Source organism: Nocardioides rubriscoriae (genome assembly GCF_008087085.1).
In the GTDB taxonomy this organism is placed as follows: domain Bacteria; phylum Actinomycetota; class Actinomycetes; order Propionibacteriales; family Nocardioidaceae; genus Nocardioides; species Nocardioides rubriscoriae.
Window position 1 is genome coordinate 72373 of record NZ_VIYJ01000010.1, and the last position, 14509, is coordinate 86881.

Genomic DNA, 14509 nt, shown 5'->3' on the forward strand with positions numbered 1-14509 from the left:
CGCCTCAGGCGGTCGGCGGGACGGGGGGCGGGGTGCCCTCGGCCGGCGGCTGGGGGGCCGAGGCCGCCGGCGTGGCCGGCGGGGTCGGCGGCAGGGGCGGCGGGGTGGCCGGGAACAGGGCCCGGACCTCGGCGACGTCGCCGGCGGCGGTCCAGGCGTCCATGCCGTCGCGCCACACCAGGGTCTCGCGGGTGACCTCGCCCGAGGTGATCTTGGCCGAGATGGCCGCCCGCTCGAGCGGGCCGACCTGCTGGCCGCCGATCGCGAGGAAGAACGCCGAGGAGGTGACCGGCACCGGCGGAGGTGAGGCCGGCGCGGCGGGGGCCGCCGGGGCGGGCTGGGAGGCCTGCGGGTTGAGCGCGTTGGCCATCTGCTGACCCATCGCCATGCCCATGCCCAGCCCCATGCCCTCGCCGGCGCCACCGGGGTTGTTGGCGGCGTCGCCGATGGCGGTGGCGGCCTGGAACTTGGCGTACTGGTCGAGGTTGCCGAGCACGCCCATCGACGTGCGCTTGTCGAGGACCGCCTCCACCTCGGGCGGCAGCGAGATGTTCTCGATGATGAAGCGCGGGATCGAGATGCCCATCGGGGCCAGCTGCTCGGTCAGGGTCAGGGCGAGCTGGTCGGCGATGCCCTGCTGGTTGGCGGCCAGGTCGAGCATCGGGACGTTGGCCTTGGCCAGCGCGGTGCCGAGCTGGGAGACGATCGACTGGCGCAGGAACTCCGCGACCTCCTCGGTGCGGAACGCCGGGTCGGTGCCGACGAGCTCCTTGAGCAGCTTGCCGCCGTCGACGATGCGCAGCGCGTAGGTGCCGAAGGCGCGCAGCCGCACCATCCCGAACTCGGCGTCGCGCAGGGTGACGGGATTCTGGGTGCCCCACTTGAAGTCGGTGAACTGCCGCGTCGCGACGAAGTAGACCTCGGCCTTGAAGGGCGAGTCGAAGCCGTACTTCCAGCCCTTGAGGGTCGACAGGATCGGCAGGTTCTTGGTCTCGAGGGTGACGGTGCCGGGGCCGAAGACGTCGGCGATCTCACCCTCGTTGACGAAGACCGCGACCTGCCCCTCGCGCACGACCAGCTGGGCGCCGTTCTTGATCTCGTTGTCGTGGCGCGGGAAGCGCCAGACCAGGGTGTCGCGACTGTCGTCGAGGAACTCGACGATGTCGATGAACTCGCCGCGGATGCTGTCCATGAATCCCATGGGCCTGGCCTCTCTCAGGGTGGGTGCCTCGTCTGGAACCGTAGTGGACGCAAGGGACGGTACGCCGGGTAATCGCCCTCGACACGACCGGGCAGAATGGGGCCCATCATGTCTGATGCGGTGGCTCCCTCGACGGTGCAGCAGCACATCACCTACCCGCCCGACCTGCCGGTCAGCCAGCGTCGCGACGAGATCGCCGAGGCCATCCGCGACCACCAGGTCGTGGTCGTCGCCGGCGAGACCGGCTCGGGCAAGACGACGCAGCTGCCCAAGATCTGCCTCGAGCTCGGCCGCGAGCGCATCGGCCACACCCAGCCCCGCCGGATCGCGGCGCGCAGCGTCGCCGAGCGGATCGCCTCCGAGCTGGGTTCCGAGCTGGGTGAGCGCGTCGGCTACCAGGTGCGCTTCACGGCGCGGACGTCGCGCGACACCCAGGTCAAGGTGATGACCGACGGCATCCTGCTCGCCGAGCTGCAGCGCGACCGGCAGCTGAGGAAGTACGACACGATCATCATCGACGAGGCCCACGAGCGCAGCCTCAACATCGACTTCCTGCTCGGCTACCTCAAGCGGCTGCTGCCGCGCCGCCCCGACCTCAAGCTCGTCATCACCTCGGCCACCATCGACGTCGAGCGCTTCTCCCAGCACTTCGCCGCGCCCGACGGCACGCCGGCGCCCGTCGTGGAGGTCTCCGGGCGCACCTACCCCGTCGAGGTCCGCTACCGGCCGCTGGTCGACGTGATGGAGGACGACGAGGAGGGCGAGCCGATCGTCCGCGACCAGACCGAGGCGATCGTCGACGCCGTCAAGGAGCTGGGCGGCGAGGGCTCCGGCGACGTCCTGGTCTTCCTGCCCGGCGAGCGCGAGATCCGCGACACCGCCGACGCGCTGAGCGCCGCCCTCGGCGAGCGCGGCCCCGAGGTCGTCCCGCTCTACTCCCGGTTGTCGGCCGCCGAGCAGCACCGGGTGTTCGCCCCCCACCCCGGGCGCCGCGTCGTGCTGGCCACCAACGTCGCCGAGACCTCGCTGACCGTGCCCGGCATCCGCTACGTGGTCGACACCGGCGTCGCCCGCATCTCGCGCTACTCCGTGCGCACCAAGGTGCAGCGCCTGCCCATCGAACCGATCAGCCAGGCGTCGGCCAACCAGCGCTCCGGCCGCTGCGGCCGCGTCGCCCCCGGCATCGCGATCCGGCTCTACAGCGAGGAGGACTTCGAGGCGCGCCCGGAGTTCACCGAGCCCGAGATCCTGCGCACCAACCTCGCCTCGGTCATCCTCCAGATGACCTCCCTCGGCCTCGGCGACGTCGCCCGGTTCCCCTTCGTCGAGCCGCCCGACAAGCGCAACGTGCAGGCCGGCGTCCAGCTGCTGGAGGAGCTCGGGGCCGTCACCGCCGCCCCGACACCGGGGATAGTCGTGGACGATTCGCACCGTGGCCGTCGCCGTGCGAAATGTCCACGACTAGCGGACGGGCCGCGGCTGACCGAGGTCGGACGACGGCTGGCGCGGCTGCCGATCGACCCGCGGCTGGCGCGGATGATCCTGGAGGCCGAGCGGCTCGGGTGCGTGCGCGAGGTGATCGTCATCGCCGCGGCCCTGTCGCTGCAGGACCCCCGGGAGCGGCCGGCCGAGCAGCGCCCGCAGGCCGACCAGCTGCACGCGCGGTTCAAGGTCGAGGGCTCCGACTTCCTGACCTGGCTCGAGCTGTGGCGCTACGTCAAGGCGCAGCAGAAGGAGCTCAGCAGCAGCGCGTTCCGCCGGATGTGCAAGCGCGAGCTGCTCAACTACGTGCGCGTGCGCGAGTGGCAGGACTTCGAGGCCCAGCTGCGCCAGGTCTGCAAGGAGATGGGCATCTTGGTCGGCACGCCCGCCGACACCCCCGACGCCGACGGCATCCACCAGGCGCTGCTGTCGGGGCTGCTGAGCCACATCGGCATGCTCGAGGAGCGCGAGGAGCAGCGCGGCGCCAAGACCGGCGGACGCCGTCCCGTGCGCGAGTACGTCGGAGCCCGCGGTGCCCGCTTCGCGATCTTCCCCGGCAGCGGCCTGGCCAGGAAGAACCCGCCGTTCCTGATGGCCGGCGAGCTCGTCGAGACCGGTCGGCTCTGGGCGCGCCAGAACGCTGCGATCGACCCCGAGTGGGCCGAGCGCCTCGGCGCCCACCTGGTCAAGCGCACCTACTCCGAGCCGCACTGGTCCAAGAAGCGCGCCGCGGTGCTCGCCCACGAGCGCGTCACCCTGTACGGCGTCCCGCTGGTCGCCGACCGCGTCGTCAGCTTCGGCAAGGTCGCGCCGTCGGTCGCCCGCGAGATCTTCATCCGTCACGCGCTGGTGCAGGGGGAGTGGCACACCCGGCAGAAGTTCTTCGCCCGCAACCTCGAGCTGCTCGAGGAGGCCAAGGAGCTCGAGCACCGCGCCCGCCGCCGCGACATCGTCGTCGACGAGCACACGCTGTTCGACTTCTACGACGCCCGGGTCGGCGCCGAGGTCGTCAGCGGCGCCCACTTCGACACCTGGTGGAAGAAGGCGCGGCAGCGCGACCCCGACCTGCTCGACTTCGACCTGGCCATGCTCACCCGCGACCGTGCCGACGCCGTGCAGGAGGCGGAGTTCCCGACCTCCTGGTCGGGGTCGCGCGAGGGCCTGACCTTCCCGATCAGCTACCACTTCGAGCCGGGCGCCCCCGACGACGGCCTGACCATCGACGTGCCCGTCGCGACGCTCAACCAGGTCGGCGACGACGACTTCTCCTGGAACGTCCCGGGCCTGCGCGAGGACCTCGTGACCAGCCTGATCCGCAGCCTGCCCAAGCCCCTGCGCGTCGCCCTGGTGCCCGCGCCCGACAAGGCGCGAGCGTTCCTGCGTGAGGTGCCGGCCGGCGAGGAGCCGCTTCTCGACGCGCTCGAGCGCTGGTGCCGCGCCACCGCCGGCATCGTCGTGCCGCGCGAGGCGTGGGACTGGTCCAAGGTCGCCGAGCACCTGCGCCCGACCTACCGCGTCGTCGACGACACCGGAGCCGAGCAGGCGCGTGGCAAGGACCTCGAGGCGCTCAAGGCGCCGCTGCGCCCGCAGTTCGCCGCCGCGCTCGACGAGGTCGCCTCCGGCAGCGGGCTGACCGCGACCGGGCAGACCGCGTGGACCTTCGGCGCCCTCGACGCGTCGATCACCGAGCGCCGCGCGGGCCACGAGGTGACGGCGTACCCCGCCCTGGTCGACGAGGGCGCCAGCGTCGGGCTGCGGGTCTTCGGCTCGCTCGACGAGGCGGCGGCCCGCCACCGCCTCGGCGTACGCCGCCTGCTCACCCTGGCCGTGCCCGACCCGACCGCCCGGGTGCTCGGCGGGCTCAGCAACCTCGAGAAGCTCGGGCTCGCCGGCTCGCCGTACCCCACGGTGGCCGCGCTGCTGGCCGACTGCCGCGTGGCCGTGCTCTCCGACGCCGTCGACGCCCACGACGAGGTCCGCGACGAGGCCGCCTTCGACCGGCTCGTCGGCGAGGTCGCGCGCGAGCACGAGGCCGCCGTGCGGGCCACCGTCGCCGACGTCATCGTCGTCCTGGAGCGTTGGCGCGCCGTCGACAAGGCCCTCGCGGGGCGCGCCGACATGCTGCAGCTGCCGGCCCTGACCGACATGAAGGCACAGCTGGCGCGCCTGGTCGAGGTCGGGTTCGTCGCCGAGGCCGGCGCCCGCCGGTTGCGGCGCTACCCGACCTACCTGCGCGCGCTCGAGCTGCGCCGCGAGCGGCTCGACGGCCCGGGCCTGCACCAGGACCGCCAGCGGATGGACCAGGTCGTCACCCTCCAGGACGCCTACGCCCACCGGGTCGCCGCGCTGCCCGACGGCCGCCCGCCCGACGACCGGCTGCGCCAGGTGCGGTGGATGCTCGAGGAGTACCGCGTGTCGCTGTGGGCCCAGCAGCTCGGCACCGACGGGCCGGTCAGCGACCAGCGCATCCGCAAGGTCCTGGCCTGACCCGCCCGCCGTAGGCTGTCGTGGTGCCCGAACCCGAGCCCGCCAAGCGCCAGCACCACCGGCCCGCGCCGTTCCGGGCCAGCTGGTTCGAGGACATGGAGGGCGGCACCGACCCCGCCCTGGTCAGCGAGGCCGCCGACCGCGCCGCAGCGGTGCTGGTGCGCGGCGCCGGTCGCTCCGACGACGCCGAGGTCGCCGAGCGGCTGCTCCACCTCGCCGACGTCGAGGGCATCGAGACCATCGCCGAGGTGTGGGCCGGCTCGCCCGCCGACTCGCTGGCCGGCTGCCTGTGGCGCCTGTTCGTGCTGCGCTCATGGGTGCACCGCGAGCCCGTCCGCGCCAGCCACGAGTACGACGCGGGGCGCAGCCGCGTGCCCGTCGCCGAGGTCGTCGCCGGCGTCGCCGACCCGCCGGGCCCCGACGAGCTCAAGGCCATGGTCGACCAGGTGCTGCGCGGCATCGCCACCGGCGACTTCGCCGACGTCCTGCTGCGCGCCTCGGCCTTCGCCCGCGTCGTCGCCACCGGTCGCGCGGTCCTCTCCGAGCCCTCCGACGCCGACGTACGCCGGATGCTCGGCCTGGCCGAGCAGCTCGGGGCCGCCGCGCGGCTCGAGCTCGAGGGCCGGCTGGCCTGAGGGCTGCCCGGAGCGCGGTGAGTGCTGATCAGCGACCTGGGCACAGCCAGGGAACCGGCCCGGTCACCGGACCGGCGGACGTCGCTGGGTGCCGCCGGTCCGGTGCCCGGGAGGACGTCAGGCGTTGCGGCGCTCGACCTTCCACACGAGGGACTGCTCGGTCTTGAGGGGCATCTCGCCGAAGCCGGTCTTGGACTTGTTGCCGTAGGTGCACGACGCCTGGGACCAGTAGAACTTGGTGGCCCGGAAGTGGCGGGTCTCCTGCTTCTGGACCAGCCGGTACTCGTGGTCGGGGTCCTTGGGGATGTCGGCGGTGTAGCTCCACGTGTCGGTCTTGGACCACTGCTTGCCGACGGCGACGGAGATGGACGTCGAAGCCTTGGCGAAGATGACGCCCGCCTCGGCCGAGATGGTTCCGGTGACCGTCGCGCTCCACGTCGAGGTCGCGGTCTTGGCGTAGGTGATGTGCATCTTGTCGTACTTCGCCTGGACCCAGTTGCTGTAGAGCCCGGTCGGCTTGAACGACTTGGTGACGTTGGTGATCTTCCAGATGGCATCGCCCGCGGGCGGCGCGCAGCCGGCGGTCGCGGCAGGAGCCAGCGGCACGGTCGCGGTGACGACGAGCCCTGCCAGCACCAACGGCACGGAGAGCAGGAGATGGGCAAGACGCTTCATGCAAGGAACCTCCGAGTAGGGGCGAGCGGGCTGTCCCCTCGCAGCGCGGACCTACCCGGGAGTCCCTGGTGGCAAACCGGGCACCGTCATGGGTGCGTCCGGTATACGATCCCCACAAGCCGCTGCCCAGAGGGGCTGTGCGGCCTGCGGACTCAGTGTCGCGCCTCGGTGCCGTACTGGCGCTCCACCGTCGTGACGCGGAACCGGTACGTCTGGCCGTTGTAGTCGTGACGCCCGAGGTCGACCGGCGTGCCGAGGTCGTTGTAGGTCGTGCTGTGGACCGTGAGCACCGGACTGGACCTGCTCATGCCGAGCATCCGGGCCGCCGCGGCGCCGGCAGGTCGGGTGCCGACGCTCTGCTGCATCAGCCTCAGGCTGACGCCGTCCCTGCGCAGCACCTCGTAAAGCCCGCGGGTCTCCAGGTCGGCCGCCTGCAGCTTCGTCAGTTCTGCGGGCATCCAGTTGCGCATGATCGCCAGTGGGACGCCGTCGGCCCGGCGCAGCCGTTCGAGGTAGACCACCTCGGTGCCCTCGGGAACCCTGAGCTCGGTGGCCACCTCGCCCTCGGCGGCCCGGGTCTCGAGCGTCACCACCTCGGTGCTCGGGCGGCGCTCGGTTCGCCACAGCTCGTCGAAGAGCCCCTCGAGGCCGCTGCTGCGGTCCGTGCGGGCGGGCAGCACCTGGGTACCGGCTCCGTGCCGACGTACCAGAAGTCCCTCGCGGACGAGCTCGTCGATCGCCTTGCGCATCGTCTGGCGGGACACCCCCAGACCCTTCGCGAGGCTGATCTCGCCCTCCAGCTGATCGCCGGGCGACAGGTGCCCGCGGGAGATCGAGTCCCGGACGTGGCGCGCCACGCTCAGATAGAGCGACTCCGCGCTGTCCCTGAGGTCGATCGGGGGTAGTCCCACGCGAGGCTGGCCCTTGCGTTGGCGAGGCATGCCACAACCTAACGCGGTCATCCCCGCTCGTGCTCGACCGCACCAGGCGCCACCGTCGTCCTCGCCGGACGACGGTGGCCCGCCGACCTCCGGTCGGCGGGCCACCGTGACCGAGGGGTCAGCAGCCGATGTAGTGCTGCGCCGCCAGCGCCAACGGGTCCTTGGTGCCCAAGCCGCACTGGGTCGTGCCCGAGTCGTCGACCCTCCAGGACTTCCATGTCCCCTTCCCGGTCACCGTCCAGCCGGTTCCGCTCTTGCAGCGCAGCTGCTCCCAGCCGCCGGACACCTTGGTCGTGCCGTGGTAGATGGCGTAGGTGTGGTGAGACCTGGTCGAGTTCGACTGCTCGATGTAGTCGGTGTAGGCGGTGGTCTTGGTGTGTGTGTCCTCCGCTTTCAGGTCGAACCCGACCTTCGTCTGGGCCTTCGCGAAGATCGCGCCTGCCTCGAAGCTGGCTTCGGTCTTGGCCGTGACGCCTGCGACGACGGTGTTCACCTTGGTGATCGCGGTCGTCTGTGCGTACTTGCCGCCCGGCGCGAGGCTGATCTTCTTGATGTGAGTGACGACCGGCTCGGACTTGGCAGAGGTGATGTTGTAGACGGGTCCGGGCACGTTCTTGGGATAGCAGTGGTCGCCTGCCTGGATGGCGGCGGCCGGCGAGGCGGGCAGGACGACGGGCGTGGCCAGGGCGCCGAGACCGAGGAGGAGGGACAGGGGGCGGACAAGTGGGGACATGTGTGGATCCGTTTCCGAGATGGTGGTGGTGTCGTGCTCTGAGCGGCCCGTATGTCGGACTGCGCAGTGACGCTACATGTACGTACATCACGCTGACTAGTGCTAGATGTACATACATCTCATGAAGGTCGCGCACTCCACCGCGGACGTCGGGCCCCGCCCGACCACCGTCGGAACGCCGCGCTCCGGGTGTGACGGGGCCCCGTGCGGCGTCCTGTGCATGACGACCTGTGCACGACGTACTGCGGAACAACCCCCGCCGGAGTACCGTTATCGATGTCGAGCACGCCGGACTGCGGCAGCCCCGGGTCCCAACACAAGCCGCCTAGAGCGGCCACGCGCCGTGAGGCGCTCCCGGTCCGGCGTGCTCGTCCTCACCGTCGGCCTCGACGTTCACCTCGTCGTCGCCCGGGTCGTCGTCTGGGTAGGGTGGCGCCGCACGCCACTACCCGAGGAGCAGGATGAGACGACGCTGGAGCCGGCGGCTCGCGCTCGTCCCCGTCCTGGTCCTCCTCGCCCTGCTCGCGACGCTCGCGTCGGCCTGCCAGGACGAGTCCCCGCCGCAGCCGACGCCCTCCGGGAGCACCGGGGGCAAGGTCGTGCTGACCCTCGGGGTGTTCGGCAGCCCGGCGGTGGTGGCGGCCTACCAGTCGATGGTCGACAGCTACAACGCCAAGGCGATGAGCGTCCAGGCCCGGCTGGTGTCGTGGTCCTCGAGCGACGAGATGACCGCCGACCTCGACAGTGGCGCCGCTACCCCCGACGTGTTCCTCGTCGCGCGTGGCGACCTGGCGGGCGTCATCGAGGGCGAGCGCAACGTACCGCTCTTCGACCTGCTCGCCGAGCGCAACATCAGCTACGGCGACGACTATGCGCAGACCGCGATCGAGGCGTTCTCGGCCGATGACGACCTGCAGTGCATGCCGTCGGCGATCTCGCCGATGGTCCTCTACTACAACACCGACCTCGTCGACTTCGACACGATGCGCGAGCGTGGCCTGCCGGCGCCGGCCGACGAGCTCGAGGGCTGGACCTTCGACGAGTTCAGCGCCGCGGCCACCTTCGCCAGCCGCCGCAAGGACGACCGGGGCGTGTCGATCTCACCGACGCTGACGAGCCTGGCGCCGTTCCTGCTCTCCGGCGGCGGCAGCCTCTACGACGACAGCACCGACCCGACGTCGCTGGCCCTCAGCAGCAGCGACAACCTCGACACCTTCGGCACCCTCCTGCCGCTGCTGCGTGACGCGAGCGTCACCTTGAGCCAGGAGCAGCTCGACGAGGCCACCCCGCTCGACTACTTCGAACAGGGCCGCCTCGGCATGATCGAGGGGTTCCGCGACCTCGTGCCCGAGCTGCGCGAGGTCGACGGGCTCAACTTCGACGTGATGCCGATGCCGACCATCGGTGGGGCGGCCACGGTGGGCGAGGTCAGCGGGCTGTGCATCTCGCCCGGCGAGCACGAGCAGCAGGCCGCCGACTTCCTGGTCCACCTGATCTCCGACGAGTCGACCCAGGCGCTGGCCGAGTCGGGCGAGGTGGTGCCGGCCAACCTGTCGGTCGCGCGGTCCGACGCGTTCCTGCAACCCGGCCAGATGCCCGAGCACGCCGGCGTCTTCAACGCCAGCGTCGACCAGCTCGTGCTGCTGCCGCTGGTCGACGACGCCACCGCGCTCGACGACGCCGTCGAGCCGCTGCTGTCCGAGCTGCTGCTGAGCCCGGGCGTCGTCGACACCACCACCGTGACCGGTGAGATCGACGAGGCGTCGCGGTCGGTGCTCGACCCCGACTACACGCCCTCGCCGGAGCCGGAGACCGATTCCGAGTCGCCCTCGTCCTGAGCCTCGCGTGCCCGCTCGGCCCGCTCGGCCCGGGCGGCCTCGCGGGTCGCGGCCTGCTCGCTGGCCTGGACGTCGGCCTGCAGCACCGCGGTCGTGATCACCGGCGCGGTGAGCGCGACCTGCCACGGGCGTGCGCCCGCGGCCGAGAGCAGGTCGACCACGGCGTCGAGCAGGTCACCCGGGTCGCGCGTGGCCGGTGGCGCCCAGAGCACGCGGCGCAGGGTGTCGGGGGTCAGCAGGTTCTCGACCGGCAGGTGGTGGCGACCGGCGAGCGCCGTCATGGCGTCGCGCGCCAGCTGCAGCCGGGTCGCGGCCACGACGTCCTTCTCCGCCCAGGCGCGCGGCGGCGGGGGGCCGTCGCCCTTGGGCGAGCGGGCCGGCAGGTCGTCCTCGTCGAGCGCGGCGACCGCCTCGAGGGCCTCGACCCAGCGGGCGCCGTAACGGTCGGCGCCGCGGCCGTGAAAGCCCTTGACCTCCTGCAGCGAGGCCCGGTCGGTGGGCAGTGCGACGGCCGCGGCGATGATCGCGGAGTCAGGGATGATGCGGCCCGGGGTCACGTCACGACGCGCCGCCAGGTCGTCGCGGGTCTCCCACAGCGCCTTGACGGCCGCCAGCGAGCGGCGCCCCCGCACCCGGTGCAGCCCGGAGGTACGCCGCCAGGCGTCGGTGCGCGGCGTGGGGACGAAGGAGCGCAGCGCGTCGAACTCCTGGCGCGCCCACTCGGCCTTGCCGGTCTCCTCGAGCTCGGCGGCGAGCCGGTCGCGCAGCTCGACGAGAACCTCGACGTCGAGGGCGGCGTACTCGAGCCACGCCTGCGGCAGCGGTCGCGTCGACCAGTCGGCGGCGGAGTGCTCCTTCTTCATCCGGAAGCCCAGCAGCGTCTCGACCAGGGTCGCGAGCCCCACGCGGGGGTAGCCCAGGAGGCGGCCGGCCAGCTCGGTGTCGAAGAGCGCGGCGGGGTAGAGGCCGAGCTCGTTGAGGCAGGGGAGGTCCTGGGTCGCGGCGTGCAAGATCCACTCGGTGCCCTCGAGCACCTCGGCCAGCGGGGCGAGGGAGTCGAAGGCGATCGGGTCGATCAGCGCGGTGTGGCTGCCGTTGCGACGCAGCTGGATCAGGTAGGCGCGCCCGGAGTAGCGGTAGCCCGAGGCGCGCTCGGCGTCGATCGCGACCGGACCGGTGCCGGCGGCGAGGTCGGCACAGACCTCACGCAGCGCGGCCTCGGTGTCGGTGATCGGGGGTACGCCGTCGGCCAGCACGAGCAGCTCGGCGAGCGGCTCCTCGACCTCGGTCCCGCCCTCGGTCTCGGGTGCGTCGGGAGCCTCGGGGTCGGTCTCGGGCTCGGCGGTCGGGTCGATCGGCTCGGTGGGGTCAGCGGGGTCGGACGTCATCGGCCGGGAGTGCCCCGCTGTCCCCGTCGGCTCGGCAGCACGGCAACCCCGTCGGGCACGGGCTCGAGCCCGGAAGCGGTGCAGAGCAGCTCGCCCCACGCCTCGATGTGGGGCGTGATGTCGAGCCCGGTGGGGCCCAGGGCCGGCGTCCACGACGCCCGGACCTCGATCTGGGCGGTGCCACCGTCGTCGGCCATGCCGCCGAACGACTCGGTGGCGACCCGCGTGACGGTGCCGGAGGCCTGGGCGAACTCGGCCCCGTGGTCGTCGAGGGCGTCGACCAGCCAGGACCAGCCGACGTGGGCCAGCATCGGGTCGGCGACCAGCTCGAGCTCGACCTCGCAGCGGCAGTAGGCCACGCACCGGAAGGTGCCGTCCCAGGCGTCGTTGCCGTCGGGGTCGTGGAGCAGGATGATCCGGCCGGTGCCGATGTCGACGCCGTCGACGGTGACGTCGGCCGACAGGGCCGCGGCGTACGGAGCGATGCGCTGGGGGGCCGGCATCTCCTCGCAGAACACCTCGGGTCGCAGCACCGCAGAGCGCATCGCAGCGACCGCCGCGCGGAACTCCGCGGGCGTGGCGCTCGACTGCTGGCGCACGACCATGCCGCCAGCGTAGGTCGGCGCCGGGGTATCCGATATCGGGACACGCCCGGGGAGGTGCGAGGCTTGCCGTGTGGCACCACGACCCGACGCTCACCCCGACCTGGCCGACAGTGCGTTCCTCAAGGCCGCGCGCGGGGAGCCGACCCCCCACACGCCCGTGTGGTTCATGCGCCAGGCCGGGCGCTCGCTGCCCGAGTACCTCAAGCTGCGCGAGGGCGTCGGCATGCTCGAGTCGTGCATGCGCCCGGAGATGGTGGTGGAGATCACCCTGCAGCCGGTGCGCCGCTACGGCGTCGACGCGGCCATCTTCTTCTCCGACATCGTGCTGCCGCTCAAGGCGGTCGGGGTCGACCTCGACATCAAGCCCGGGATCGGTCCGGTGGTCGCCCACCCGGTGCGCACCCTCGCCGACGTCGCGGCGATCCCCGACCTGACCCCCGAGCACGTGCCGTTCATCTCCGAGGCCGTCGCAGGGCTGGTCGCCGAGCTCGGCGGCACCCCGCTGATCGGGTTCGCCGGGGCGCCCTTCACCGTCGCGTCCTACCTCGTCGAGGGCGGGCCGTCCAAGGAGCACGCCAGGACCAAGGCCATGATGTTCGGCGCGCCCGACGTCTGGGACGCGCTGATGCGCAAGATCGCCGCCATGGCCGCGACCTACCTCGAGGTCCAGGTCGCCGCGGGCGCCTCGGCCGTGCAGCTCTTCGACTCCTGGGCCGGGGCGCTGACCCCCGACGACTACCGCACCGCGGTGATGCCCCACTCCGCGCGCGTGCTCGAGCACGCCGGCACGCTCGGCGTGCCCCGCATCCACTTCGGGGTCGGCACCTCCAACCTGCTGGGCCTGATGGGCGAGGCCGGCGCCGACGTCGTCGGCGTCGACTGGCGCACCCCGCTGGCCTCCGCGATCCCGCTGGTCGGCGACCGGGCGGTCCAGGGCAACCTCGACCCGACGCTGGTCTTCGCGCCGACCGAGGTGATGACGGCCCGTGCTGCGGAGGTGATCGCGGCCGGCCGCGCCGCCTGCGGCCACATCTTCAACCTCGGGCACGGCGTCATCCCGTCCACCGACCCCGACCAGCTCGCCCGGCTGACCGAGTTCGTGCAGGGCTACCCGCGCGCGTGAGCCTCACCGCCACCTTCACCTGTGACGCCGGGGAGGTCGTCGGCCGGCACGACGGCGGCGTCGTGCGCGCCACCGGCATCCGCTACGCCCGCGCCGAGCGCCACGAGGCCCCGGTGGCCGAGCCGCCGTCCGCCGTCCCGATCGACGCGACGTCGTGGGCGCCGGCCTGCCCGCAGGCCGGCTCACCGCTGCTGGAGCGGATGTTCCCCTACGGCTTCGGCGACCTCGAGGAGGACGAGCACTGCCAGCGGCTGTCGGTGACCGTGCCCCCGGGCACCGGACCCGACGACCGGCTGCCGGTGATGGTCTTCCTGCACGGAGGCTCCTACGTCAACGGCGCCGGCGACGCCCCGGTCCACGACCCTGCCGTGCTGGTGCGCGACGAGCGCGTCGTCGTGGTGTCGGTGACCTACCGGCTCGGGCTCTTCGGCTTCCTCGGCAGCGCCCACCGCCCGGCCAACCTCGGGCTGCTCGACCAGGTCGAGGCCCTGCGCTGGGTGCAGCGCAACATCGCAGGCTTCGGCGGAGACCCCGACAACGTCACGGCGTTCGGCGAGTCCGCCGGGGCCGACGCCGTCGCGCACCTGATGGTGACCGAGGGTGCGCGCGGTCTGTTCCGGCGTGCGATCGTGCAGAGCGCGCCGTTCGGCATCACCCGCGGCCGCGCGGCCATGTCGGCCGCGATGGCCGAGGAGGCCGTCGACATCCCCGACGACGCCCCGGTGGCCGAGATCGTGTCGCACTACCCCCGCATCAACCAGCGCGCCCGGTCCTTCGGGCTGCTCGGCGCGATGCCGTTCGGGCTCCAGTACTCCCACGCGCCCCTGCCCGTCGAGGACGACCTCGACGACGCCTGGGCCGCGGTCGCCCCCGACGTCGAGGTGCTCGTCGGCACCAACAGCCGCGAGACCAGCTTCTTCGTCTCCGAGGTGCCCGCCGTCGCCCGGCTGGCCGCGCTCCCCGTGGTCGGCGGCGCGCTGCTCGAGGGCGTGGTGCGCGCCACCACCTGGCGCATCTACTCGCGCGGCGCCCGCGACTTCGTCGCGCGTCACCGCGAGGCCGGTGGTCGCGCCGCGCGGTACACGATCTCGTGGGGCGCCCCCGGCACCGGCCTCGCCGGCGCCCACACCATCGACCTGGCTCTGCTCTTCCCGCACCCCGGGGTCTGGGAGCGCTCGCCCCTGGGCGCCGGCCTCACCTTCGACCAGGTCGAGGCCGCCGGTCGCCCCGTACGCCGCGTCTGGGCCGAGTTCGCCCGCAGCGGCCGGGTGCTCGACGAGGGCTGCCCCTACCTCACGATCCACTGACGCGCGGCGACGTCGTACGACGACCGGTCCCCACGTCGGTCGAGGAGGTTGCGCTGACAACCGTCACGAGACCGCTCGGCCGCAGGAGCGGGTC

General features: G+C 72.5%; 11 protein-coding genes. 5 read left to right on the plus strand and 6 right to left on the minus strand.

The genetic code is table 11. The features are described 5' to 3' along the window. Positions 1 to 4 precede the first annotated feature (4 nt). The gene (locus tag FZC61_RS18125) at positions 5 to 1201 is read right to left on the minus strand and encodes an SPFH domain-containing protein (protein ID WP_148615585.1); all 1197 of its coding nucleotides are present in this window, start codon (positions 1199 to 1201) and stop codon (positions 5 to 7) included. A 108-nt stretch (positions 1202 to 1309) separates the two neighbouring features. Here FZC61_RS18125 and hrpA point away from each other — a divergent pair, with 108 nt between their 5' ends. Together hrpA and FZC61_RS18135 are read left to right on the plus strand one after the other, a co-directional pair. After that, a complete protein-coding gene (hrpA, locus tag FZC61_RS18130; RefSeq protein ID WP_246142774.1) occupies positions 1310 to 5170 on the plus strand; it encodes an ATP-dependent RNA helicase HrpA in 3861 nt (1286 codons plus the stop codon). Between the two features lie 23 nt (positions 5171 to 5193). Next, positions 5194 to 5805 carry a hypothetical protein gene (locus FZC61_RS18135; protein ID WP_246142775.1) on the plus strand — a complete coding sequence of 204 codons (612 nt, stop codon included), beginning with the start codon at positions 5194 to 5196 and terminating at the stop codon, positions 5803 to 5805. Between the two features lie 117 nt (positions 5806 to 5922). On the opposite strand, the gene FZC61_RS18140 is transcribed toward FZC61_RS18135, so the two are convergent. From FZC61_RS18140 to FZC61_RS18150, 3 genes are all read right to left on the minus strand, one after another. Further along, a complete protein-coding gene (locus FZC61_RS18140) occupies positions 5923 to 6480 on the minus strand; it encodes a hypothetical protein (protein ID WP_148615587.1) in 558 nt (185 codons plus the stop codon). A 152-nt stretch (positions 6481 to 6632) separates the two neighbouring features. Further along, entirely contained in the window at positions 6633 to 7442 is an 810-nt protein-coding gene (locus FZC61_RS18145; RefSeq protein WP_148615588.1) for a UTRA domain-containing protein, read from the minus strand. Between the two features lie 97 nt (positions 7443 to 7539). After that, entirely contained in the window at positions 7540 to 8031 is a 492-nt protein-coding gene (locus tag FZC61_RS18150) for a hypothetical protein (protein WP_148615589.1), read from the minus strand. A 584-nt stretch (positions 8032 to 8615) separates the two neighbouring features. On the opposite strand from FZC61_RS18150, the gene FZC61_RS18155 reads away from it, so the two are divergent. After that, positions 8616 to 9992 (plus strand): ABC transporter substrate-binding protein, encoded by a 1377-nt coding sequence (locus tag FZC61_RS18155; protein ID WP_148615590.1) that lies wholly within the window; start codon positions 8616 to 8618, stop codon positions 9990 to 9992. Here FZC61_RS18155 and FZC61_RS18160 read toward each other — a convergent pair. Further along, complete coding sequence (locus FZC61_RS18160) at positions 9941 to 11380, minus strand: ribonuclease D (RefSeq protein WP_148615591.1); 1440 nt, start codon at positions 11378 to 11380, stop codon at positions 9941 to 9943. The genes FZC61_RS18155 and FZC61_RS18160 overlap by 52 nt on opposite strands. After that, positions 11377 to 11985, minus strand: coding sequence for a DUF3000 domain-containing protein (locus FZC61_RS18165; protein WP_148615592.1), 609 nt, complete (start codon positions 11983 to 11985; stop codon positions 11377 to 11379). The genes FZC61_RS18160 and FZC61_RS18165 overlap by 4 nt, the downstream gene beginning before the upstream one ends. Positions 11986 to 12055: 70 nt before the next feature. On the opposite strand from FZC61_RS18165, the gene hemE reads away from it, so the two are divergent. Then, on the plus strand, positions 12056 to 13108 hold the full coding sequence (gene hemE, locus FZC61_RS18170; RefSeq protein WP_170286175.1) for a uroporphyrinogen decarboxylase: 1053 nt from the start codon (positions 12056 to 12058) through the stop codon (positions 13106 to 13108). Next, on the plus strand, positions 13105 to 14415 hold the full coding sequence (locus tag FZC61_RS18175; protein ID WP_148615593.1) for a carboxylesterase family protein: 1311 nt from the start codon (positions 13105 to 13107) through the stop codon (positions 14413 to 14415). The genes hemE and FZC61_RS18175 overlap by 4 nt, the downstream gene beginning before the upstream one ends. Positions 14416 to 14509 lie beyond the last annotated feature (94 nt).